This is a genomic window from Thauera aminoaromatica S2 (genome assembly GCF_000310185.1).
Lineage (GTDB): Bacteria > Pseudomonadota > Gammaproteobacteria > Burkholderiales > Rhodocyclaceae > Thauera > Thauera aminoaromatica.
In genome coordinates, this window is record NZ_AMXD01000003.1 from 1 (window position 1) to 23,417 (window position 23,417).

Genomic DNA, 23,417 nt, shown 5'->3' on the forward strand with positions numbered 1-23,417 from the left:
GTCGAGCGCGCGCGCGCGGGCCGTCGCGGGCGCTGCGCGCTCGGGGGCAGTCACGGCCGCCGCCGCCGTGGGCAGCACGAAGCGCACGTGCGTGCCGCGCCCCGGCGTGCTGAGGATGCGGATGTTGCCGCCCGACTGGCGTACGAAGCCATACACCATCGACAGGCCCAGCCCGCTGCCGCTGCCGAAGTCCTTGGTGGTGAAGAAGGGCTCGAACACGCGCTGCAGCACGGCCGGCTCGATGCCCTTGCCGGTATCGCCGACGTCGATCTGCACGTAGTCGCCGGCCGCCACCTCGACCACCCCTGCGAGGGCCTCGTCGAGCTGGCGGCGACTCACGCCGATGGTCAGCTCGCCGCCCACGGGCATGGCGTCGCGTGCGTTGATCGCGAGGTTGAGGATCGCGTTTTCGAGCTGGTGCGGGTCGACCAGCGCGTGCACCGGCTCGCCGGGCAGGCGCAGATGGATGCGGATGGTTTCGCCCAAGGTGCGCGCGAGCAGGTGCGTCATGTTGTGCACGAGCGCGCCGACCTCGACCGCGGTGGGGGCGAGCGACTGCCGGCGCGAGAAGGTGAGCAGGCGGCGGATCAGCTCGGCGCCGCGCCGTGCCGCCTGCAGCGAGGGATCGACGAACTCCGCCCCCGGCCCGGCGCCGATGCGCTGCTGCAGTGCGGAGAGGTTGCCGATGATGATGGTGAGCAGGTTGTTGAAGTCGTGCGCCAGCCCGCCGGTGAGCTGGCCCACCGCCTCCATCTTCTGCGCCTGCACCAGCGCGGCCTGGTTGGCCTTCTGTTCCGTGATGTCGGTGGTCATGACGAAGAAGCCCACCACCGTGCGCCCGTCGGTGCCGATCTCGGGCACCACCACGCTGCGTGCATGCAGCGTGCGACCGTCGGTCCCGACGCGACTGTATTCGTAGCACACACGCTCGCCGGTGCGCGCGCGCTCGACCTGCGAGCGGATCTGGGCGTAGGCGTCCTCGCCGACCACCTCGCGAATGCTGCGGCCGACGATCTCGTCCTTCGGATAGCCGAACCATTCGGCGTAGCCGCGGTTGGCGAAGCGGTAGATCTCGCCGCCGTCCACATACGCGATCAGCGCGGGGATGGAGTCGATGATCAGTTGCAGGCGGTGTTCGCTGCGACGCAGCGCGCCGGCGATCTGGTCGATCTCGCTGTTGGCCTGCTCCAGCTCCGCCGTGCGCTCGCGCACGCGCGCTTCGAGCTGCGCGTTCTGCTGCTGGATCAGCGCCTCGTAGCGACGCTGCTCGGTGATGTCGGTCCATAGCGACACGAAACCGAGGTTGGGAATCGGCACCCCGCGTACCGCCAGCACCGTGCCGTTGGGCCGTGCGCGTTCGACGTAGTGCGGCAGGAAGGCCCGTGCCGCCGCCATGCGCTTCGCGACCAGGGTTTCGATGTCGCCTTCGCCGTATTCACCGCGTTCGGCGTTGAAGCGCACGAAGGCCTCGAACGGCGTGCCGACGCGCACCAGCGCCTCAGGGAAATCGAGCAGGCGCACCAGGGCCTTGTTCCAGGTGACGAGCTTGGGCGTGGTGTCGAACACCGCGATGGCCTGGTCGAGCAGATCGAGGCCTGCCAGCAGCAGGTCGTGCCGCCGGAGCTGCTCCGGAGTGAAGGCGGCGGGTTCAGCCTGAGGGGAGGGCGATCTTGCCATGCTCGCGGCAGTCTCCGGTGTGGCGAGTTTCGAGGATCATGAGCGCGATGTTTGCACATCTCGCGTCGCGATGCCTGTGGCGTTCACCGCGGTGGGCGACAAGGCTCCGCGACCTTGTGCCGGGCGGCCTCTCCTCGGCGCGGGCGCGAAAGCTTGACTATCATGGGAATGCATCCGATTCGCCGGCGGGCGGGGCGCGGATGCGAACCGGAAGCGCGGGAGGACGTCATGGTCGTGATCGTATTCCGCACGCGCCTGCGCGCGGGCGTCGACGAGGCGGAACTCGAAGGTGTGGGCGCCCGCATGTTCCAGGTGGCCGCATCCATGCCGGGCTACGTCTCGTACAAGGATTTCGCGGCGGACGATGGCGAGTTCGTTTCCATCGTCGAGTTCGACTCGCTGGAGACCCTCGCCGCATGGCGCGACCACCCCGAGCACCGGGAGATCCAGGCGCGGGGCCGCAGTCGGTACTTCAGCGATTACCGGGTACAGGTGTGCACGACCGTGCGCGAGTACGCCTTCACGCTGGACGGCGGGCGGGTCGAAGGGGCTTTGTGAATGCCGGCGCCGCCCGAGAATCTTCGCGTCTTCGTCGCCTCGCCAGGTGATGTCGCGGCCGAGCGCAAGCTGGCGCTCGAGGTCATCAACGGCATGCAGCGGCGCTGGTTCGCGCGCGGAAAGGTGACGCTCGACACCGTCGAATGGGACGACGACCTTGCCCGGGTGCCGATGGCGGCGTCGGCGACGCCGGAGGATTCGGTCATCGACTACCTGGGCCGGCCGCGGGATTGCGAGCTCACGGTGGTCATCCTGTGGTCCCGCATCGGCACGCGCCTGCCGAACTCGTTCCGCCGTGCCGACGGCAGTGCGTTCGAGTCGGGAACCGTCTGGGAACTCGAGGATGCAAGGGATCGCGGTCGCGATGTGTGGGTCTACCGCTGCACCCGTCCGCTCGAGATCACGGGTGATGACCTCAAGGCCCAACGCGTCGACGAAAAGCTCGCGCAGTACAGGGCGGTGGAAGCTTACTTCGTGCGGGCATTCCAGAACCCCGATGGTTCGCTCAAGGGCGGCGTGAACACCTTCGATACGCCGACCAGCTTCGGGAAGGCGCTCGGAGAGCACCTCGAGGCCTTCATCACGCGGCGCATCGATGCCCTGCGGGGCGCGAGTCCGCGTGCGCCCGCGGGCGGGGCGGGCGCAGGGGCGAAGCCCTGGCTGGTGCGCGAGCCCGTGCGCGATTACCACGTGGTGGGGCGCGCGGAGCTCGTCGACCGTGTGTGGCGCAAGCTGCGGGACGGCGTCGACACCAGCCTGCTGTTCCTGCCCGGCGTCGGCAAGACCACGGTCGCGCAGGAACTGCTGCGCGAGCGCGACAAGATCCTCGGGCATTTCGACGGCGTCTTGTGGGCCAATCTCGGCCGGCAACACGTCGACAGCGCGGAGCTGCGTGCATGGGGCGAAGCGCTCGGCATCCCGGCCGAGCGCATGAACAGTTTCGACGACAAGGAGCTTTGGCTGCGTGCGCTGCAGGACGCCATCGGCGACCGCTGCATGCTCGTGGTGCTCGACGACGTGTGGCGCACCGAGGATGCAAGGCGTTTCATGGAGCTGGGTCCGCGCTGTGTCTTCCTGTCCACCACGCGCTCGAAGACGGTGGCGAAGGAGCTCGGCGCCGGCGAGCTGGTCCCGGAGCTGGACCCGCCGCAGGCCTTCGGCCTCCTGTGCGAGGTCGCCCCGGGCGCCGTCGAGGCGGATCCGATGGCCGCCAAGGCCCTGCTCGGAACCCTGCAGGGCCTGCCGCTGGCGATCGTGCTGGTGGGCAAGGTCTTGCGCCGGGCGGCGAGCGAAGCGCATGCCGATCCCGCACGCCTGCGCCGCGCCTACGACGAGGTGGCGCAGGCGGGCCGCCGGCTCGGGCTGCTGCGTCCTGAAGACCAGCGCACGCTGGGGGAGGTGATCGAACTGTCCTTCGGCGCGCTGCGCAGCGACGCGGCGCGCGACGCGGCGACCGCGCTGTCCATATTCCGTCCCAAGCCGAACGCCTTCGGCCGCGACATCGCGCTCGCCGTGGGGGAGGCCGACGAACAGACACTGGAGGACATCGGCGACATCGGGCTGATCGAGCAGGTGGGCAAGGACGTGTTCACGATGCACCGCATCATCGCCGAGTACGCGCGCACCCGCTTGCCCCTGCAGTGCTCGCAGGCGCTGCATCGCAAGGCGCTCGCGTTCTATGCCGAGAAGCTGCGGGGCTCGATCGAGAGCGATCCGGATGCCTATCTGAGCTGGTATCGCCACGAATGGGCGGAGTGGCAGGAGACCAAGGACGCCTGCCTGTACCACACCGCCCACAGCGGCGACTCGGTGGCGGGCGTGCTGGCTTTCCTGCGCGTGTTCTTCGATGCGTTCTGGTGGTGGGGCTACTACCAGCGCTTCCCGTTCTGCGAGCGGCTGGTCGTCGAGTGGAGGCAGCGCGAACTCGACGCGCGGGCGCGTGCCTTGATCGATCAGGTGGCAGCGTTCCAGGATGCCTACCCGGCGGGCCCCGACAAGCGTGCCGGCGGCGACTGGGTGCGCGCCGAGAGCGCGCTGCTCGGGATACGCAAGGCGCTCGGCCTCGATGGCGATGGCCGCCACATCACCGGCGAGGACGCTCGACGGGTGCGTGCCTTCACCGATTTCTTCCTTGCCGAAGCACGGGCCTATGGGCGTGACGAGCGCGACGAGGCCTTGCGCTTCTACGAGGCGGCGCGCTCGCTGTTTCTCGACGACGGCGTGTCCTGGGTCGCGGCCTGGATCGAGTTCTATGTGGCCCAATACCTGCTCGAGCGCGGCGAGTTCGCCGATGCCCGCCCGCATGCCCTGCGTTCCCTGGCCGAGGGCGCCGGCGAGTTTGGCGAGCGGGCGCCGCTCGCGGGGCGCGACTCCGAACTCATCGCCAACGACTATCGCCTGCTCGGCGATCTCGCGCTGGCTGCCGACGAGGTCGACGCGGCTGCCCGTGCCCATGGTCGGGCCACGCTCTACGCCTACGTCTTCCAGGCGATCCCCGAGCCGGTGGACACCTACACGATGGACTTCTATGGCGAGATCGTCGGTCGTGTCGCCGCATCGATCGCGCGCTGCGGATCGGGTGACCAGCGCGGCCGCGCGCTGGCGCTTGCACTCCACGCCTTCTGGCGGCCTTGGCGGACGCATTGCGGCATCGGCGACGAACGCGACGAACTGAATGCAGCGCTGGATGCCGGCGACCCGGGGCGCCTGGCCGCTGCGCTGTTCCCGCCCGCCCCGGCGGTGGACGCGTTCGACTTCATCGACCAGGCGGCATCCTACAGTCGCGCCGTGCTCGCGGTGGTGCCCTCGTTCGTGCACGAGCTGGGCCCGCTCGACGAGTTCATGGCGGAGGTGGTCAGGACCCTGGCGGGCGGAGTGGGAGCGGACGGCACAGCGCTTGCTGGGCATGCGCCCCTGTATCGCATCGACGCCCGCAAGGGGCGACTCCAGCTATGCCTCGGTCGGACCGAATTCGCGTGATCGCTGCCGTCCGGCGGTGACACGGGGGGTTGGGGCAGGGCGCCTGTCCGGACCGGCAGACGCCGCGGGAAGACCGTCGTTGCCCGCCAGCCGGTGCCGGAACTGCTCCGGCGACATGCCGCTCCAGGCGACGAAGGCGCGGTAGAAGGTGGACGGGTCGGCGTAGCCGAGCTCGGCCGCGATGCGGGCGATGGGCTGGCGGGTCTTGGCCAGGCGCGCATAGGCGATGTCGCGGCGGGTGGCCTCCTTGATGTTGCGGAATCCCGAGCCCTCATCCTCCAGCCGCCGGTGCAGGGTGCGCGGCGACACGTGCAGGCGCTCGGCGACCTCTTCGAGCGAAAGGTTCTGCGGCAGCGCGTCGCGCAGGATGTCGCGCACGCGGAAGACCATCTCGCGGTCGCGCCGGTAGAGGGTGGTGATCTTTCCCGGTGCGCCCTCGAGGAAGCCGACCAGCGCCGCCTCGTCGCGGCGCAGCGGCAGCGCCAGCAGGTTGGCCTGCAGGCGGGCGGCCAGCTGCGGCGCGTCGAAGCTCGAATGCTCGGTGTAGACGAGCGCGTAGTCGTCCGCATGGGCCGGGCGTGCGTAAGGGAAGGCGACCGCGTCGAGCGCCAGGCCGCGGCCGACGAACCAGCTCGCCACGCCGTGCAGCAGGCGCAGCAGCCATTCGTAGGCGAACACGCGCGCCGGGGCGTCGAGCCCGGGGCCGAGGCTGCCGCCGTCGTCCAGCAGCAACTCGGCGCGCGCGCCGTCCACCCGCAGCTCAATGCGGAAGGCGGGCAACACGATGCGCAGGAAGCGGATCGCGCGCAGCAGGGCCTCGCCCAGCGTGGGCGCGCCGAGCAGTGCGCGGCAGAGGAACTCGAAGCTGCCCGGGCGCATCGGCTCCGGGAGCAGGCCGAAGGCCTCGTCTTCAAGTGCCTCCACGCACAGGTTGTAGAGCAGGGCGTAGCGCTCGACTGGGATGCGCGTGTCGGTTTCTGCAAGGTCGATCCCGGCGCGTGCGAGCAGCGGCGCCCCATCGAGTCCGCGCCGCTGCAGCCCGGCCAGCATGCCGGTGACGAAGCCGGGCGCGACCGTGGCGCGGCTACGGCGGGGGATCGCTGAAGCGGAAAGGCTGGGAGTCGACAGGGCGGGCTCCTGGCTTGGGTGGAGGGATCGAGCCGGCGCTGCGCAGAGGCTTCGCGACGCTGCGCTGTGCAGGCGCGGCACACGTTGCGATTTCCGCATCCGGTGCCTGCCGTCGTCATCGTCCGCGGTAGCGCTGCAATCGCGACTTGCGTCGCTCCCACGGGAAAGCGGCAACCGGCAAGCCGCCGAGCGCGCCATCGGTTGCTCGATTTGGCGGATTTTGCACGATCCTCGTCGGCAAGCGCAATGGCAAAGGCGTGAAGACCCTTCTAATATTGCAGGGATGTTCACACCCACCTGGAGACGAACGACATGACCGATCTGAGCGTTGCGCACAAGCTGTCGCCCTACAAGCCGAAGAACAAGGTGCGTTTCGTCACCGCTGCCGCGCTGTTCGACGGCCATGACGCGTCCATCAACATCATGCGCCGCATCCTGCAGTCGACCGGCTCCGAGGTCATCCACCTCGGTCACAACCGCTCGGTCGGCGAGATCGTCAATGCGGCGCTGCAGGAGGACGTGCAGGGCATCGCGATCACCTCCTACCAGGGTGGTCACGTCGAGTTCTTCAAGTACATGATCGACCTGCTGCGCGCCAACGGCGGCGAGAACATCAAGGTCTTCGGCGGCGGTGGCGGCGTGATCGTGCCGGCCGAGATCAAGGAACTCCACGAGTACGGCGTCACCCACATCTTCTCGCCCGAAGACGGCGCCAAGATGGGCCTTCAGGGCATGATCAACAGCGTCGTCGAGCGCTGCGACGTCGACGTCGCCAAGGCCGCGCCGCAGAAGGCCGATGCGGTGCTCAAGGCGCTCGCCGCCGGCGATCGCCGCGCGCTCGCGCAGATCATCACCGCGCTGGAGAACGGCGGCTACGGCGACGAGGTCAAGAAGGCGCTGATCGAGGCCGCGGCCAAGACCAAGGTGCCGACGCTCGGCATCACCGGCACCGGCGGCGCGGGCAAGTCCTCGCTGACCGACGAGCTGGTGCGCCGCTTCCGCCTCGACCAGGACGACAAGCTCAAGCTCGCCATCGTCTCCATCGACCCCTCGCGCAAGCGCACCGGCGGCGCGCTGCTCGGCGACCGCATCCGCATGAACGCGATCGAGCACGCCAACATCTACATGCGCTCGCTCGCCACCCGCGACACCGGCTCGGAAGTCTCCGCCGCGCTGCCCGAAGTCATCGCCGCGTGCAAGCTCGCGGGCTTCGACCTCGTCATCGTCGAGACCTCCGGCATCGGCCAGGGCAACGCCGCGATCGTGCCCTTCGTCGATCTGTCGCTGTACGTCATGACCCCGGAGTTCGGTGCCGCCAGCCAGCTCGAGAAGATCGACATGCTCGACTTCGCCGACTTCGTCGCCATCAACAAGTTCGACCGCAAGGGCGCGCTGGACGCGCTGCGCGACGTTGCCAAGCAGTACCAGCGCAACCGCGAGCTGTTCAACCAGCGCCCCGAAGAGATGCCGGTGTTCGGCACCATGGCCGCGCGCTTCAATGACGACGGCGTCACCGCGCTCTATCAGGCCGTGCTGCCGGCGCTCGTCGGCAAGGGCCTCAAGGTCGCCAAGAGCAAGCTGCCGGTGGTCAAGGTGCGCGCCTCGTCCGAAGGTCGCGCCATCGTCCCCGCCGACCGCACGCGCTACCTCGCCGAGATCGCCGACACCGTGCGCGGCTACCACAAGCACATCGAGCAGCAGGCTCGCGTCGCGCGCGAGCGCCAGTCGCTGAAGATCGCCAAGGGCCTCTTCGAGCAGTGCGGCAAGGACGCGGGCTCGTTCGCGGAACTCATCGACTGGAAGGACGGCGAGCTCACCCCGGCCGCGAAGAAGCTGCTCGACATGTGGCCGAAGACGCGCGAGCTCTACGCCGCCGACGAGTACGTGGTGAAGATCCGCGACAAGGAGATCCGCACCCAGCTCACCAGCACCTCGCTGTCGGGCAGCAAGATCCGCAAGGTGGCGCTGCCGAATTTCGAGGACGCGGGCGAGACGCTCAAGTTCCTGATGAAGGAGAACGTCCCCGGCTCCTTCCCCTACACCGCCGGCGTGTTCGCGTTCAAGCGCGAGGGCGAGGACCCCACCCGCATGTTCGCCGGCGAGGGCGATGCCTTCCGCACCAATCGCCGCTTCAAGAAGGTGTCCGAGGGCATGCCGGCGCACCGCCTGTCCACCGCCTTCGACTCGGTCACCCTGTACGGCTGCGATCCCGACCTGCGTCCGGACATCTACGGCAAGATCGGCAACTCCGGCGTGTCGATCGCCACGCTCGACGACATGAAGGTGCTGTACGACGGCTTCGACCTGTGCTGCCCGACCACCTCGGTGTCGATGACGATCAACGGCCCGGCGCCGATCATCCTGGCCTTCTTCTTCAACACCGCGCTCGACCAGCAGGTGACCAAGTTCAAGGCCGACAACGGCCGCGAGCCCACCGAGGACGAGCTGCAGAAGATCAAGGAGTGGACGCTGTCGACCGTGCGCGGCACCGTGCAGGCCGACATCCTGAAGGAAGACCAGGGCCAGAACACCTGCATCTTCAGTACCGAGTTCGCGCTCAAGATGATGGGCGACATCCAGGAGTACTTCGTTCATCACGACGTCAAGAACTTCTATTCGGTATCGATCTCCGGCTATCACATCGCCGAAGCCGGCGCCAACCCGATCAGCCAGCTCGCCTTCACGCTGTCGAACGGCTTCACCTACGTGGAGTCCTACCTCGCGCGCGGCATGCACATCGACGACTTCGCGCCCAACCTGTCCTTCTTCTTCAGCAACGGCATGGACCCGGAGTACTCGGTGATCGGCCGCGTCGCCCGCCGCATCTGGGCGGTGGCGATGAAGAACAAGTACGGCGCCAACGAGCGCAGCCAGAAGCTGAAGTACCACGTGCAGACCTCCGGCCGCTCGCTGCACGCGCAGGAGATGGACTTCAACGACATCCGCACCACGCTGCAGGCGCTGATCGCGATCTACGACAACTGCAACTCGCTGCATACCAACGCCTACGACGAAGCGATCACCACGCCGACCGAGGAGTCCGTGCGGCGTGCGATGGCGATCCAGCTCATCATCAACCGCGAGTGGGGCCTGGCCAAGAACGAGAACCCCAACCAGGGCGCCTTCATCATCGAGGAGCTCACCGACCTCGTCGAGGAAGCCGTGTTGAAGGAGTTCGAGGCCATCGCGTCGCGTGGCGGCGTGCTCGGTGCCATGGAGACCGGCTACCAGCGCGGCAAGATCCAGGAGGAGTCGCTCTACTACGAGCACAAGAAGCACGACGGCTCCTACCCGATCATCGGCGTGAACACCTTCCTCAATCCGAAGGGCCAGGCGCAGCAGGAGATCGAGCTCGCCCGTTCGACCGAGGAGGAGAAGCAGGGCCAGTTGAAGCGCCTTGCCGACTTCCACGCCCGCAACAAGGACCAGGCGCCCAAGTGGCAGGCCAAGCTGCAGCAGGCCGTCATCGACAACACCAACGTGTTCGAGGTGCTGGTCGATGCGGTGCGCTACTGCTCGCTGGGGCAGATCACCGAGGCGCTGTACAAGGTGGGCGGGCAGTACCGCCGCAGCATGTAATCACGCTGCAATCGCGACTCGCGTCGCTCCTACGGAAAACCTCCGCGCTTCGGGAGGTGGCGGAAGGAGCAACGCGAGTCGCGATATGTGGGAGCGACGCAAGTCGCGATCGTGCGGTGTGTGACAATGGCGGCCGTCCCCGAACGCGCCCGCAGCCATGAACCTCACCACCCCCGCCTTGCTCTTCCCGGCGATCTCGCTGCTGCTGCTCGCCTACACCAACCGCTTCCTCACGCTTGCCCAGGTGATCCGCCAGCTCAACGCCTCGCCCGATCGCGGCGCCGCGCTGGTGCAGTGCCAGCTCCCCGGGCTCAAGCGCCGGATCACCCTCACCCAGTACATGCAAGGCTTTGGCGTGCTGAGCTTCCTGCTCTGCGCGCTGTCCATGCTCGCGCTCTTCCTCGAGGCCGAGGTGGCCGGCAAATGGATGTTCGGCACCAGCATCGTGACGCTCGCGGTGTCGTTGGTGCTTTCGCTGGTCGAGGTGTTGTTGTCGACCGAGGCGCTGTCGCTGGTCGTCCGCGACCTGGAGCAGGCGAAGCGGGAAGGGGGGACGCCTTGCTCCTGACGTCGTGCCCCTGTGCGTCGCCTCCTGCGCGGCATCGCCTCACCGGCTTGTCAGCTTGAGCTCGATGCGGCGGTTGCGCGTGTAGGCTTCCTCGGTGCTGCGCGCATCGAGCGGGTGGAACTCCCCGTAGCCGGTCGCGGCCAGGCGCTCGGGCGGGATGCCCTGGCCGCGCAGGAACTTGACGATGGCGAGGGCGCGGGCGGTCGATAGCTCCCAGTTCGACGGGAAGCGGGCGGTGGCGATCGGGCGGCGGTCGGTGTGGCCGTCCACCTGCAGGACCCAGGGCAGGTCCTTGGGCATGTCGGCGGACAGCGTCTTCAGCGTCTCGGCCAGGCGGGTGAGCTGGACCATGCCGTCGGCGCTGACCTCGTCCGAGGCGGAGGCGAACAGCACCTCGCTGGAGAAGACGAAGCGGTCGCCGACGATCTGCACGTCCTTGCGCTTGCCGAGCACCTCCTGCAGGCGGCCGAAGAACTCGGAGCGGTAACGTGCGAGTTCCTTGACGCGGCCGGCAAGCGCCAGGTTGAGCTCGCGGCCGAGCTCCTCGAGCTTCAGATCCTTGTCCTTGGCCGCGAGCTTGGCGGCGTCGAGTGCCGCATTGAGCTGCTCGAGTTGCTCGCGCACCGCGGCGAGCTGGCGATTGAGCAACTCGACCTGGGCGATCGCGGCGGCGGACATCTCCTTGTGTTCCTTCAGGCCGCGCTCCGAGGTGTCGAGTGCGCTCGCCAGGCGGGCGGCCTCGGCCTCGAGCTCGGTCTTCAGGCGCTGCAGGGCCTCGATGTCGGCAACGATGCGGGTGGCCTCCTCGCGGCGGCTGCGCGCCTCGTCCTGGGCGGCGTGGAGCTCGTCGCGCGCGGCGAGCAGCTCGTTGCCGCGCGCTTCGCTCTCGCGCCGGGCGGCGCTCAGCGAGGCCGAGAGCTCGCCGACCTCGGCCTCCGCTCGTTGGCGCGCGCTCTGTTCCAGGCTCAGTGTCCTGGCGAGGGTGGCGAGCTCGGCCTCGAGCTGGGCGAGCGCGCGGTCGCGGCCGCTCACCGCGTCGGCGAGCACGAACTGGCCGATGACGAAGATCAGGATCACGAACACCATCACCATCAGCAGCGAGGCGAGGGCGTCGACGAAGCCGGGCCAGAAATCCAGCGGCCGGCGGCGGGCGAGTCGGGCCATGGCTCAGTCCGCCTTGCTGCCGGCGGCGCCACCGAGCGCGGCGCCGATGGTGCGCGACAGCAGGCGCAGCTCGGCGCGCAGGTCCTCGGTGAATTGCGCGCCCTGTGCGGGCTGCTGGGCGAGCTGGCGCAACAGCGCGCGCAGTTCGTCCTGCGTGGTGGACAGCGTGGACAGGTCGCGTGATTCGCGCCCGATGAGATCGGCCAGGCGGGTGAGCTGGGCGTTGAGCTCGCCGAGGTGCTCGGCGGTGGCGCGGCGCTCGCGCTCGGATTCGGCCGCCGAGCGCTGCATGCGTTCGATGCCCTCGGCGGTCTGCTCGAGCAGGGCCTGGACGTAGGCGGGCACGTTGCCCTCGCCCTCGGCGCCGACGCCGGAGGGCAGCTTGGTCATGTGCGAGAGCCAGTCCTCGAGCTCGTTGTAGAAGCGGTTCTGCGCATGCCCGGACTGCAGATCGAGGAAGCCGACCACGAGCGAGCCGGCCAGGCCGAAGAGCGAGGTCGAGAAGCTGGTGGCCATGCCGCCGAGCGGCGCGTCCAGCTTGGCCTTCAGCGCCTCGAACATGGCGACGGGATCGCTGCCGACGCTCAGGCTGCCGATGATCTCGCCGATGGACCGGATGGTGGCGAGCAGGCCCCAGAAGGTGCCGAGCAGGCCGAGGAAGATCAGCAGGCCGATCAGGTAGCGCGAGAGGTCGCGCTGCTCCTCGAGGCGGATCTGCACGCCGTCGAGGATGGAGCGGGTGGAGGCCGGCGACAGGTGGGCCTGGCCGCGACGGCGGTTGGAGAGCACACGTGCCATCGGGGCGAGCAGCACCGGCTGCAGGCCGGTGGCCGAGCCGCCGCCGGCGCTGTGCTGGAATTCCTCGATCCACAGCACCTCACGCTGCAGCCGCCACACCTGGCGCAGATTGACTGCGATGCCGACCGCGAGGACGAAGAGGATCACGCCGTTGAATGCGGCGTTGGCGATGAAGGCGTGCTTGAGTTGCGGGACCAGGGCGGCGGCGAGCGCGGCGACGAGGGCGAGAAACACGGCCATCCAGGTCGTGACATGGACGGGTCTGGTGAAATCCTTGCGTTCCATCGGGTGTTTTTCCGGAGCTTTGGGTGACGAGTGCCCATTCGGGGTCGCGTGGCGACTGCGAGTCTAGCGCGAACCGCGTTAAATGGCGGAGTCGTGATCCATGTCATGGGATGAGGGGCGGTGGGCTCGCTATCTTCGAGCCTTTTGCTCACTCGGACCCGATCCGCGATCGGGAGAGGTGTTGCCCGGTGTCGACCGTGAGACCCGTTTGCATCGCCGCAATCGCGGCGATGAGCTTATGCCCGACGAGCGCCGCCGCGCTGGCGGCAGGACGGCCTGTGCAGGCCGACGCCCCGCGCTGGAGCGCGAGCGGCTTCGGCACGCTCGGCGCCGCCTGGCACGACGAGGACGATACGCAGTTCCGCCGCAGCGTGGACCAGCATCGTGGCACGCGTGCGAACGAACTCGACTTCGGTGTCGACAGCTCGCTCGGCCTGCAGGTGCACGGTGCGTTGACGCCGCAGTGGTCGGTCATGGCGCAGGCGGTCATGAACCAGGGGCGCCACGGCGAGTGGGGACCGCACCTGGTATGGGGCTTCGTCAAGCACGTGCCCAGCGATTGGCTCGAACTGCGCGCCGGTCGCCTGGTCACCGATATCTACCTCGACGGCGACTCGCGCCACGTCGGCTACGCCTACACGACGGTGAGGCCGTATGCCGACGTGTACGGCCGTCTGACCTATGACAACTTCGACGGCCTGGATGCGACCCTCCAGCACGCGCTCGGCGACGGCCTGCTGCGCTTCAAGCTGTTCGGCGGGCGTACGCGCGGCAGCGTGTTCCTGAACCGGATGGAGCATCCGGTGCCGATCGGCCGCAGCTTCGGCGTCACCCTGGACTGGATCGGGCCGGAACTGAGCCTGAAACTGTCCTGGGGCAACATGGTGTCCACGCGCAACGCCATCTATCGGGAGCTGCCGTTCACGCTGCGTCACCTCGCGAGCCTGGCCCCGGGGACGGAATTCGCAGGGCAGGCCGTGGCCCGCGCATCCGAGATCGCGGGGTCCAACCGGATCGGTTACCTGGGGGCGGCGCTCGGCTGGGAGCGCGGACCGTTCTCGCTGCAGCTCATGGCCACCGACATGTCGATGTCCGTGTACCCGCGCTTCGAAGGTTGGGGGACGGGGGCGACCGCCGCCTATCGGGTCGGGCGCTGGAAGCCTTACCTTACCGGCTCGCGCAGCATCCTCGATCCTGTCGATCGGGCCCTCGACGTGCCGCCGGCGTTGGACCCCGCGGGCCAGCTGCGCGGTTTCTGGCAGACCGTCCACGGCTACACCCGCCACGACCAGACCACCATCGGCGTGGGCGTGCGCTATGACTTCGCCGACAACATGGCCTTGAAGCTGCAGTTCGATCGCATCGACGCGAAGCGTTCCTCCGCGCTGCTCGACGATCGTGGTTTCGTCACCGGCCCGCGCTCGCCGACGGTGTTTTCCGCAACGCTGGATTTCGTCTTCTGAGCGTCCGGCCATGCGAATCCATACGCTCGTCGCTGCGCTCCTCGTGCTGCTGCTCCCGACGCACGACGTGGCGGCCGAGGAACTCGTCCTCATCGTCAATCGCGACAGCGGCATCTCCGCCCTGAGTCGCGAGCAGGCCAGCCATCTCTTCCTCGGGCGCGTGAAGATGCTGCCTTCGGGGGCGCGTGCCAACGTGGTCGAAGTGGAACCGTTGCGCGCAAGCTTCTATCGCCGCCTGCTCGGGCGCGACATCGCCGAGATCAACGCGTACTGGGCGCGATTGCAGTTCTCCGGGCGGACACAACCGCCGCTGCGGGTCGCCGACAGCGCGGCCGCGATTTCGCGGGTCGCCCAGGATCCGGATGCGATCGCGTTCGTCGATCTCGTCCCCGACGATCCCCGCGCGCGGGTGGTGCTGCGCCTTGGTCCCTGAGCCCGCCGTCGGCCGGCCGGTGGGGGGCGGCATCGCCGCGATCGGTAGCGCCAAGCGGGTCGGGCGTGGCGTCACGCGCGGGATCGGCCGACAGGCCGGCAAGTCGCAGTACGGCTTCGCGTTCCCGGTCTGAGGGCCGGCCGCGGATACGCAGGTGGCCTGCAACAATTCAGTACATTCCACAAACAGTTGCGCAAAAGTGGCTTGCCACACTCCAGCCTGAACTGGAACGGACGCGTTCGCGCGTCCCGCCCGGGCCCTGACAAAAAGCACCAGGGGCCCGGGTGCGGAGACAGACAGGACAAGACCAAAGGAGGAGTGTGGCATGGACACACGCACGAGCGCGTCCGAGCCCGGACAGGGCGGAGCAGGGCCGGACACCTTTCCGCGCTGGCTGATGCACCACGCCAAGGCGCGCCCCCAGCAGCCGGCGATGCGCGAGAAGGAATACGGCATCTGGCAGACCTATACCTGGGCGCAAGTGGCCGAGAACGTGCGCGCGATCGCCTGCGGGCTGGCGCAGCTCGGCTTCAAGCGCGGCGACCGCCTCGCGGTGGTGGGCGACAACCGCCCGCGGCTGTACTGGTCGGTGGCGGCCTGCCAGTGCCTGGGCGGCATCCCGGTGATGATGTACCAGGACGCGGTGGCCCAGGAGATGGCCTACGTGCTGCAGGACGCCGAGATCAAGTTCGCCGTGGTCGAGGATCAGGAGCAGGTGGACAAGATGGTCGAGATCCAGCCCGATGCGCCGCTGCTCGCGCATGTGATCTACGACGACCCCCGTGGCATGCGCCATTACACCCAGACCCTGCTGATGGGCCTGGACGAGCTGCAGGAGATGGGGCGCATCCACGACCGCAACCAGCCTGACTTCCTCGACGGCGAGATCGACAAGGGCGCCTCCGACGACATCTCGATCATGCTGTACACGTCGGGCACCACCGGCAAGCCCAAGGGCGTGTGCCAGACCCACGGCGCCTTCATCGCCGCGGCGCGCGGCGCGATCCAGTTCGACAAGCTCACCGACAAGGAGGACATCCTGTCCTACCTGCCGATGGCCTGGGTGGGCGACCACCTGTTCTCGTTCGCGCAGGCCACGGTGGCGGGCTTCACGATCAACTGCCCGGAGTCGGGCGAGACGGTGATGAACGATCTGCGCGAGATCGGACCCACCTATTACTTCGCCCCGCCGCGCGTGTTCGAGAACCTGCTGACCCAGGTGATGATCCGCATGGAAGACGCCGGCAGCCTCAAGCGCAAGATCTTCCATCACTTCATGGACGTGGCGCGGCGCTGCGGCGCCGACATCCTGGATGGCAAGCCGGTGTCGGGTGGCGATCGCTTCCAGTACTGGCTGGGCAACCTGCTGGTGTATGGGCCGCTGAAGAACGTGCTCGGCATGAGCCGCATCCGCGTGGCCTACACGGCCGGCGCGGCGATCGGGCCCGACCTGTTCCGCTTCTACCGCTCGATCGGCATCAACCTCAAGCAGCTCTACGGCCAGACCGAGACCTGCGCCTACGTGTGCCTGCAGCCCGACGGCGAGATCAAGCTGGATTCGGTCGGCAAGCCGGCACCCTTCGTCGAGGTCAAGCTCGCCGACAACGGCGAGATCCTGGTCAAGGGGCCGATGCTGCTCAAGGCCTACTACAAGCGCCCCGACGCGACCGCCGAGTCGATCAACGCCGAGGGCTACTTCATGACCGGCGACGCCGGCTTCTTCGACGCCGACGGCCACCTGAAGATCATCGACCGTGCCAAGGACGTCGGCAAGATGGCCGACGGCACGATGTTCGCGCCCAACTACATCGAGAACAAGCTCAAGTTCTTCCAGCACATCAAGGAGGCGGTGACCTTCGGTGCCGGCAAGGAATTCGCTACCGCCTTCATCAACATCGACCTCGAGGCGGTGGGCAACTGGGCCGAGAAGAAGGGCATGGCCTACTCCGGCTACACCGACCTCGCCCAGCAGGCTGCGGTGTACGAGCTGATCCGCGACTGCGTCGAGAAGGTCAACGCCGACCTCGCCGCCGACCCCAACATGAGCGGCTCGCAGATCAAGCGCTTCCTGATCCTGCACAAGGAGCTCGACGCCGACGACGGCGAGCTCACGCGCACGCGCAAGGTGCGGCGCAATTTCATCGCCGAGAAGTACGGCGTGCTGATCGAGGCGATGTTCGAAGGCCGCAAGACCCAGTTCATCGAGACTCAGGTCAAGTACGAGGACGGCCGCACCGGCAAGGTCTCGGCCGACCTGCGCATCGAGGAGGTGAAGACCTTCGCGCCGCAGGCCGGCAAGCGCGCGGCCTGAGGGGACGAAGAATGGACATGACCGACATGAATTCCGCTGCCACCACCACGCCTTCGGGCCGTCGCCAGGGCGAGGTCATCCTCGACCTGCAGAACATCTCGCTGCGCTTCGGCGGTGTAAAGGCGCTGACCGACATCAGCTTCAACATCCGCGAGCATGAGGTGCGCGCCATCATCGGCCCCAACGGCGCGGGCAAGAGCTCGATGCTCAACGTGATCAACGGCGTGTATCACCCGCAGGAAGGCAGGATCATGTTCCGCGGGCAGCAGCGCCAGAAGATGGAGCCGCACATGGCGGCCCAGCAGGGCATCGCGCGCACCTTCCAGAACATCGCGCTGTTCAAGGGCATGAGCGTGCTCGACAACATCATGACCGGGCGCAATCTCAAGATGAAGTGCAACCTCTTCCAGCAGGCGCTGTGGCTCGGCCCGGCGCTGCGCGAGGAGATCGTCCACCGCGAGAAGGTCGAGGAGATCGTCGACTTCCTCGAGATCCAGCACATCCGCAAGACCCCGGTGGGCGCGCTGCCCTACGGCCTGCAGAAGCGCGTCGACCTCGGCCGCGCGCTGGCGATGGAGCCGCAGATCCTGCTCCTCGACGAGCCGATGGCGGGCATGAACGTCGAGGAAAAGCAGGACATGTGCCGCTTCATCCTCGACATCAGCGACCAGTTCGGCACCACGATCGTGCTCATCGAGCACGACATGGGCGTGGTGATGGACATCTCCGACCGCGTCGTGGTGCTCGATTACGGCAAGAAGATCGGCGACGGCACACCCGACGAGGTGCGCAACAACCAGGATGTCATCAACGCCTATCTCGGCAGCGGGCATTGAGCGGAGCGAGTCATGGCATTTTTCATTGAAACGATGTTGGGCGGGCTGATGACCGGCATGCTGTATTCGCTGGTGGCCCTGGGCTTCGTGCTCATCTTCAAGGCCTCGGGCGTGTTCAACTTCGCCCAGGGCGCGATGGTGCTGGTCGCCGCGCTGGCGATGGCGCGCTTCTCCGAGTGGAGCAACGCCGCACTGGGCGGCGACAGCCTCTTCCTCGCCAACGTGATCGGCATCGTCGGCGCCGGCGCGGTGATGTTTGTGGTGGCCTGGGCGGTGGAGCGCTTCGTGCTGCGCAAGCTGGTGAACCAGGAGGGCGCCACGCTGCTGATGGTCACGCTGGGCATCGCCTACGTGCTCGAGGGCCTCGGCCAGACCTTCTTCGGCAGCGAGATCTACTCGATCGACGTCGGCATGCCCAAGGATCCGGTGATCATGTTCGAAGGCCTCTTCGAGGGCGGCGTGCTGATCAACAAGGAAGACTTCATCGCAGCGGCGCTCGCTGCCGTGCTGGTCGCCGGGCTCACGGTGTTCTTCCAGAAGACCGCGATCGGCCGCGCGCTGCGCGCGGTGGCCGACGACCACCAGGCCGCGCAATCGGTGGGCATCCCGCTCAACAAGACCTGGGTGATCGTGTGGTGCGTGGCCGGCCTGGTGGCCCTGGTGGCCGGCATCATCTGGGGCTCGAAGATGGGCGTGCAGTTCTCGCTCGTCACCGTGGCGCTGCGCGCGCTGCCGGTGGTGATCCTCGGCGGCCTGACCTCGGTGCCGGGCGCGATCGTCGGCGGCCTCATCATCGGCGTCGGCGAGAAGCTCTCCGAGGTCTATCTCGGACCCTACGTCGGCGGCGGCATCGAGATCTGGTTCGCCTACGTGATGGCGTTGATCGTGCTGCTGTTCCGGCCGCAGGGCCTGTTCGGCGAAAAGATCATCAACCGCGTCTGACCGGGAGACAACACAGTGTTCTATCGCGAAAACGGCCAGTTCAAGACGAGCTACGCGGCCGACCAACAGATCTTCACCATCGCCCAGGACAAGTGGTTCGTCTGGGGGCTGATCGCCTTTGCCGCACTCGCCGTGCCGATGCTGGCCGACGAGTACATGTTCCGCGCCATCCTGATCCCCTTCCTGGTGCTGTCGCTCGCCGCGCTCGGGGTCAATCTGCTGGTGGGCTATTGTGGCCAGATCACCCTGGGGGCGGGGGCCTTCATGGCGATCGGGGCATATGCGGCGTACAACTTCATGGTGCGCATCGACGGCATGCCGCTGGTGCTGGCGATGCTGCTGGGCGGCGTGTCGGCTGCAGCCTTCGGCATCCTGTTCGGCATTCCCAGCCTGCGCGTGCGCGGCCTCTACCTCGCGGTGGCGACGCTGGCGGCGCAGTTTCTGTGCGACTGGGCCTTCCTGCGCATCGGCTGGTTCACCAACCATTCGTCGTCCGGCTCGGTGTCGGTCGCCAAGCTGGAGATGCTGGGCTGGGTGATCGACTCGCCGACCGAGAAGTATCTGTTCTGCCTCGCCTTCGTGATCGCGTTCGCGTTCATCGCCAAGAACCTCACCCGCGCCGCGATCGGCCGCCAGTGGATGGCGATCCGCGACATGGACGTGGCGGCCGAGGTGATCGGCATCCGCCCGATGTTCGCCAAGCTGTCGGCGTTCGCGGTGAGCTCCTTCTTCGTCGGCGTGGCCGGCGCGCTGTGGGGCTTCGTGCACCTGGGGTCGTGGGAGCCGGCGGCGTTCTCGGTCGATCGCTCCTTCCAGCTGCTGTTCATGGTGATCATCGGCGGCATGGGCTCGATCATGGGCAGCTTCTTCGGCGCCGCCTTCATCGTGATCCTGCCCATCTTCCTCAACCAGTTCCTGCCCCTGCTCGGAAGCCTGGTCGGTGTCACCGTGTCGACCGCCGGCATCTCGCATGCCGAACTCATCATCTTCGGTTCGCTGATCATCTTCTTCCTGATCGTCGAGCCGCATGGCCTCGCCCGACTGTGGTCGATCGCGAAGCAGAAGCTGCGCCTGTGGCCGTTCCCGCACTGATGCAGCGCCATTTCCCGCAGTGCCCAAGAAGCCTATAAAAGGAGGAGACTCATGAAATTCCGCAACCTGGCCCTCGCGGCCGCCATCGCCTCGGTGGGCCTGTCGTCCGCCGTGTTCTCCACCGCCGCGCAAGCTCAGGCGCAGGATCAGTTCTTCCCGGTGCTGGTGTATCGGACCGGCGCCTATGCCGCCAACGGCAACCCATGGGCGAACGGCTATGTCGATTACCTCAAGCCGATCAATGCCCAGGGCGGCATCAACGGCGTCAAGCTGACCTACGAGGAGTGCGAGTTCGGCTACGCCACCGACCGCGGGGTGGAGTGCTACGAGCGCTTGAAGGGCAAGAACGCCACCCTGTTCCAGAGCCTGTCGACCGGCGTGACCTTTGCGCTCACCGACAAGGCCACCGTGGACAAGATCCCGCTGATCACCGCCGGCTACGGCCGCAGCGAGTCGCAGGACGGCTCGGTGTTCACCTGGAACTTCCCGCTGCTCGGCTCGTACTGGGTGGGCGCCGACGTCGCGATCCAGCATATCGGCAAGCAGGAGGGCGGGCTGGACAAGCTCAAGGGCAAGAAGATCGCGCTGGTCTATCACGACAGCCCCTTCGGCAAGGAGCCGATCCCGCTGCTGCAGGAGCGCGCGAAGATGCATGGCTTCGAGCTGCAGCTGCTGCCGGTAGCCCACCCCGGCGTGGAGCAGAAGGCGACCTGGCTGCAGATCCGCCGCGATCGTCCCGACCATGTGCTGCTGTGGGGCTGGGGCGTGATGAACTCGACCGCGATCAAGGAGGCCCAGGCTACGGGCTACCCGCGCGAGAAGATGCTCGGCATCTGGTGGGCGGGCGCCGAGCCGGACGTCAAGGACGTCGGCGCGGGTGCCAAGGGCTACAGCGCCCTGACGCTTCAGCACGGCGCGGAGCCCAACAGCAAGGTCGTCAAGGACATGCTGGCGATGGTGCATGACAAGGGCCAGGGCACCGGCCCGAAGGAGGAGGTGGGCTCGGTGCTGTACATGCGCGGCCTGATCTCGGCGATGCTGGGTGTCGAAGGGGTGCGGCAGGCGCAGGAGCGCTACGGCAAGGGCAAGGTCATGACCGGCGAGCAGGTGCGCTGGGGCCTGGAGAACCTCAACCTCGACCAGGGCAAGCTCGATGCGATGGGTTTTGCCGGCGTGATGCGCCCGGTGCAGACGTCGTGCACCGACCACATGGGCTCGTCGTGGGTGCGCGTGCATACGTGGGATGGCAGCAAGTGGGCGTTCAGCTCCGACTGGTATCAGGCCGACGACAAGGTGCTGCGGCCGATGGTGCTCGAGGCGGCCTCGAAGTACGCCGCCGAGAAGAATCTGCAGCGCCGTACCGCGGAGCAGTGCGCGCAGTAAATTGAAACTGAGTTGAAACGTGCCTCCGCGCCGCGCGGTGCGGAGGCCTTTTCCTGGAATCGAACATGAACGCTCCCAATCCGGCCTTCCTCAGCGTCAACAACATCGAGGTCATCTACAACCACGTCATCCTGGTGCTGAAGGGTGTGTCGCTGTCGGTGCAGGAGGGCAGCATCGTCGCCCTGCTCGGTGGCAACGGCGCCGGCAAGACCACCACGCTGCGCGCGGTGAGCAGCCTGCTCAAGGGCGAGCGTGGCGAGGTGACCAAGGGCTCGGTGGATTACAACGGCGAACGCGTGGACGCGCTGACGCCGGCGGACCTCGTCAAGCGCGGTGTCGTCCAGGTCATGGAGGGGCGGCATTGCTTCGGCCACCTCACCATCGAAGAAAACCTGCGCACCGGCGCCTACACCCGCAGCGACGGCAAGGCCGCGGTCGAAGAGACGCTGGAGAAGGTCTACAACTATTTCCCGCGCCTGAAGACGCGACGGAACAGCCAGGCCGCCTACACCTCGGGTGGCGAACAGCAGATGTGCGCGATCGGTCGTGCGCTGATGGCCAAGCCCAAGCTGGTGCTGCTCGACGAGCCCTCGATGGGCCTTGCACCGCTGATCGTGGAAGAGGTGTTCGAGATCGTCAAGGATCTCAACACCAAGGAAAGGGTGAGCTTCCTGCTCGCCGAACAGAACACCATGGTCGCGCTGCGCTATGCCGACTTCGGCTACATCATGGAAAACGGCCGCATCGTGATGGAAGGTGCCGCCAAGGATCTGGCCAGCAACGAGGACGTCAAGGAGTTCTACCTCGGTCTGGCGGGCGAGGGCCGCAAGAGCTTCCGCGACATCAAGCACTATCGCCGCCGCAAGCGCTGGCTGAGCTGAGCGCCACCGCCGCCGCGACATCACCCGACAATGCATCGAGCAGGGGAGCCGAGATGAACTTCCACGACACGCGCGAGACCCGCGATCCCGAGGCGCGCGAGCGCGAGCTGCTGAGCCGCCTGCCGGCGCAGATCGCCCATGCGCGCGCCGCCGCGCCCGCCTTCGGCCGCCTGCTGGCCGACGTCGACCCGGATTCGGTCACCAGTCGCGAGGCGCTCGCCACGCTGCCGGTCACACGCAAGTCGGAACTGCTCGAGCTGCAGAAGGCGGCGCGCCCCTTCGGCGGCTTTTCGGCGGTGGGCTGGGGGGCGGCGTGCAGGCGGGTGTTCGCCTCGCCCGGCCCGCTCTACGAACCCGAAGGCGCACGGCCCGACTACTACCGCCTGGCGCGCGCGCTGTTCGCCGCGGGCTTCCGTGCCGGCGACCTGGTGCACAACACCTTCTCGTACCACTTCACGCCCGCCGGCTCGATGATGGAGACGGCCGCGCACGCGCTCGGCTGCACCGTCTTTCCCGCCGGCGTCGGCCAGACCGAGCAGCAGCTCGCGGCGATCGCCGACCTGCAGCCTAACGCCTACGTGGGCACGCCGTCCTTCCTGCGCATCCTGCTCGACAAGGCGGACGAGCTCGGCGTGCGGGTGTCGTTCACCAAGGCCTTCGTCTCCGGCGAGGCCTTTCCGCCCAGCATGCGCGACGCCCTTGCCGCGCGCGGCATCATGGCCTTCCAGGCGTATGCCACTGCAGACATCGGCCTGATCGCCTATGAGACGCCGGCGCGCGAGGGCATGGTGGTGGACGAGGATGTGCTGCTCGAGATCGTCCGCCCCGGCACCGGGGACCCGGTAGCGCCGGGCGAGGTGGGCGAGGTGGTGGTGACCACCCTCAACCCCGATTACCCGCTGATCCGCTTCGGCACCGGCGACCTCTCCGCGGTGCTGCCCGGGGACTCGCCCTGCGGGCGCACCAACGTGCGCATCAAGGGCTGGATGGGGCGCGCCGACCAGACCACCAAGGTCAAGGGCATGTTCGTGCATCCGGGGCAGATCGCGCAGGTTGTGCGACGGCACCCCGAGATCACGCGCGCGCGCTTGGTGGTAGATAATCCCGACCTCGCCGACCGCATGACGCTGATGTGCGAGGCGGCCGGTGGCGGCAGCGAGGCCCTCGCCGCTGCCGTTGCCGCCAGCATCCGCGAGCTCACCAAGCTGCGCGGCGAGGTCGCCTTCCTGCCCGCGGGCGCGCTCGCCAACGACGGCAAGGTCATCGACGACGTGCGCACCTACGAATAGCCCCGAGGAGGCCCTGTCCCTGCGTGTCCCGGTGCCTCCCGCTGGCATACT

Annotated in this window: 18 protein-coding genes; 14 read left to right on the forward strand and 4 right to left on the reverse strand. The window is 67.6% G+C overall.

Going from position 1 to position 23,417, the window contains the following annotated elements; translation table 11 throughout:
* Positions 1–1,677, reverse strand: a 1,677-nt coding sequence (locus C665_RS01370; protein ID WP_004298366.1) for a PAS-domain containing protein, incomplete at its 3' end; no start/stop codon positions are given.
* 228 nt (positions 1,678–1,905) lie between these two features.
* On the opposite strand from C665_RS01370, the gene C665_RS01375 reads away from it, so the two are divergent.
* Positions 1,906–2,235 carry an antibiotic biosynthesis monooxygenase family protein gene (locus tag C665_RS01375; protein WP_004298368.1) on the forward strand — a complete coding sequence of 110 codons (330 nt, stop codon included), beginning with the start codon at positions 1,906–1,908 and terminating at the stop codon, positions 2,233–2,235.
* Positions 2,236–5,214 (forward strand): NB-ARC domain-containing protein, encoded by a 2,979-nt coding sequence (locus C665_RS01380; RefSeq protein ID WP_004298369.1) that lies wholly within the window; start codon positions 2,236–2,238, stop codon positions 5,212–5,214.
* On the opposite strand, the gene C665_RS01385 is transcribed toward C665_RS01380, so the two are convergent.
* The gene (locus tag C665_RS01385) at positions 5,185–6,264 is read right to left on the reverse strand and encodes an AraC family transcriptional regulator (protein WP_004298370.1); all 1,080 of its coding nucleotides are present in this window, start codon (positions 6,262–6,264) and stop codon (positions 5,185–5,187) included. The genes C665_RS01380 and C665_RS01385 overlap by 30 nt on opposite strands.
* 390 nt (positions 6,265–6,654) lie before the next feature.
* Between C665_RS01385 and icmF the strand changes: the two genes are divergently transcribed.
* Together icmF and C665_RS01395 are read left to right on the forward strand one after the other, a co-directional pair.
* A complete protein-coding gene (gene icmF, locus C665_RS01390) occupies positions 6,655–9,921 on the forward strand; it encodes a fused isobutyryl-CoA mutase/GTPase IcmF (protein WP_004298371.1) in 3,267 nt (1,088 codons plus the stop codon).
* Positions 9,922–10,078: 157 nt separating this feature from the next.
* The gene (locus tag C665_RS01395) at positions 10,079–10,489 is read left to right on the forward strand and encodes a DUF2721 domain-containing protein (protein WP_004298372.1); all 411 of its coding nucleotides are present in this window, start codon (positions 10,079–10,081) and stop codon (positions 10,487–10,489) included.
* A 39-nt stretch (positions 10,490–10,528) separates the two neighbouring features.
* Here C665_RS01395 and C665_RS01400 read toward each other — a convergent pair whose 3' ends face one another.
* On the reverse strand, positions 10,529–11,653 hold the full coding sequence (locus tag C665_RS01400; protein ID WP_004298373.1) for a peptidoglycan -binding protein: 1,125 nt from the start codon (positions 11,651–11,653) through the stop codon (positions 10,529–10,531).
* A 3-nt stretch (positions 11,654–11,656) separates the two neighbouring features.
* The gene (locus C665_RS01405; protein ID WP_004298374.1) at positions 11,657–12,736 is read right to left on the reverse strand and encodes a hypothetical protein; all 1,080 of its coding nucleotides are present in this window, start codon (positions 12,734–12,736) and stop codon (positions 11,657–11,659) included.
* A gap of 230 nt (positions 12,737–12,966) precedes the next feature.
* Between C665_RS01405 and C665_RS01410 the strand changes: the two genes are divergently transcribed.
* The 10 genes from C665_RS01410 to C665_RS01450 all read left to right on the forward strand — a co-directional run bounded on the left by C665_RS01410 (position 12,967) and on the right by C665_RS01450 (position 23,366).
* A complete protein-coding gene (locus C665_RS01410) occupies positions 12,967–14,199 on the forward strand; it encodes a signal protein (protein ID WP_245537119.1) in 1,233 nt (410 codons plus the stop codon).
* Positions 14,200–14,266: 67 nt separating this feature from the next.
* Positions 14,267–14,632: a hypothetical protein gene (locus C665_RS01415; protein ID WP_245537120.1), complete on the forward strand. Its 366-nt coding sequence runs from the start codon at positions 14,267–14,269 to the stop codon at positions 14,630–14,632.
* Positions 14,622–14,765, forward strand: a complete 144-nt coding sequence (locus tag C665_RS20545) for a hypothetical protein (RefSeq protein ID WP_157276999.1) — start codon at positions 14,622–14,624, stop codon at positions 14,763–14,765. Before C665_RS01415 ends, C665_RS20545 begins: the two co-directional genes overlap by 11 nt.
* 192 nt (positions 14,766–14,957) lie before the next feature.
* Positions 14,958–16,943 (forward strand): AMP-dependent synthetase/ligase, encoded by a 1,986-nt coding sequence (locus C665_RS01420; protein WP_004298377.1) that lies wholly within the window; start codon positions 14,958–14,960, stop codon positions 16,941–16,943.
* Between the two features lie 11 nt (positions 16,944–16,954).
* Positions 16,955–17,779: an ABC transporter ATP-binding protein gene (locus tag C665_RS01425; RefSeq protein ID WP_211207571.1), complete on the forward strand. Its 825-nt coding sequence runs from the start codon at positions 16,955–16,957 to the stop codon at positions 17,777–17,779.
* A 12-nt stretch (positions 17,780–17,791) separates the two neighbouring features.
* On the forward strand, positions 17,792–18,721 hold the full coding sequence (locus C665_RS01430; RefSeq protein ID WP_004298379.1) for a branched-chain amino acid ABC transporter permease: 930 nt from the start codon (positions 17,792–17,794) through the stop codon (positions 18,719–18,721).
* A 15-nt stretch (positions 18,722–18,736) separates the two neighbouring features.
* On the forward strand, positions 18,737–19,813 hold the full coding sequence (locus C665_RS01435; protein WP_004298380.1) for a branched-chain amino acid ABC transporter permease: 1,077 nt from the start codon (positions 18,737–18,739) through the stop codon (positions 19,811–19,813).
* A 51-nt stretch (positions 19,814–19,864) separates the two neighbouring features.
* Entirely contained in the window at positions 19,865–21,196 is a 1,332-nt protein-coding gene (locus tag C665_RS01440) for an ABC transporter substrate-binding protein (RefSeq protein WP_004298381.1), read from the forward strand.
* Positions 21,197–21,261: 65 nt separating this feature from the next.
* Positions 21,262–22,077, forward strand: a complete 816-nt coding sequence (locus C665_RS01445) for an ABC transporter ATP-binding protein (RefSeq protein WP_004298382.1) — start codon at positions 21,262–21,264, stop codon at positions 22,075–22,077.
* A gap of 53 nt (positions 22,078–22,130) precedes the next feature.
* On the forward strand, positions 22,131–23,366 hold the full coding sequence (locus C665_RS01450) for a phenylacetate--CoA ligase family protein (protein WP_004298384.1): 1,236 nt from the start codon (positions 22,131–22,133) through the stop codon (positions 23,364–23,366).
* Positions 23,367–23,417: the final 51 nt, after the last annotated feature.

Bases quoted from the DNA above. Each gene is read 5' to 3' on its own strand.
- C665_RS01405 (WP_004298374.1), bottom strand. From the start codon at position 12,736: ATGGAACGCAAGGATTTCACCAGACCCGTCCATGTCACGACCTGGATG.
- C665_RS01440 (WP_004298381.1), top strand. From the start codon at position 19,865: ATGAAATTCCGCAACCTGGCCCTCGCGGCCGCCATCGCCTCGGTGGGC.
- C665_RS01425 (WP_211207571.1), top strand. From the start codon at position 16,955: ATGGACATGACCGACATGAATTCCGCTGCCACCACCACGCCTTCGGGC.
- C665_RS01450 (WP_004298384.1), top strand. From the start codon at position 22,131: ATGAACTTCCACGACACGCGCGAGACCCGCGATCCCGAGGCGCGCGAG.
- C665_RS01385 (WP_004298370.1), bottom strand. From the start codon at position 6,264: ATGCTGGCCGGGCTGCAGCGGCGCGGACTCGATGGGGCGCCGCTGCTC.
- C665_RS01430 (WP_004298379.1), top strand. From the start codon at position 17,792: ATGGCATTTTTCATTGAAACGATGTTGGGCGGGCTGATGACCGGCATG.
- C665_RS01420 (WP_004298377.1), top strand. From the start codon at position 14,958: ATGGACACACGCACGAGCGCGTCCGAGCCCGGACAGGGCGGAGCAGGG.
- icmF (WP_004298371.1), top strand. From the start codon at position 6,655: ATGACCGATCTGAGCGTTGCGCACAAGCTGTCGCCCTACAAGCCGAAG.
- C665_RS01410 (WP_245537119.1), top strand. From the start codon at position 12,967: ATGAGCTTATGCCCGACGAGCGCCGCCGCGCTGGCGGCAGGACGGCCT.
- C665_RS01400 (WP_004298373.1), bottom strand. From the start codon at position 11,653: ATGGCCCGACTCGCCCGCCGCCGGCCGCTGGATTTCTGGCCCGGCTTC.
- C665_RS01375 (WP_004298368.1), top strand. From the start codon at position 1,906: ATGGTCGTGATCGTATTCCGCACGCGCCTGCGCGCGGGCGTCGACGAG.
- C665_RS01445 (WP_004298382.1), top strand. From the start codon at position 21,262: ATGAACGCTCCCAATCCGGCCTTCCTCAGCGTCAACAACATCGAGGTC.
- C665_RS01380 (WP_004298369.1), top strand. From the start codon at position 2,236: ATGCCGGCGCCGCCCGAGAATCTTCGCGTCTTCGTCGCCTCGCCAGGT.
- C665_RS01395 (WP_004298372.1), top strand. From the start codon at position 10,079: ATGAACCTCACCACCCCCGCCTTGCTCTTCCCGGCGATCTCGCTGCTG.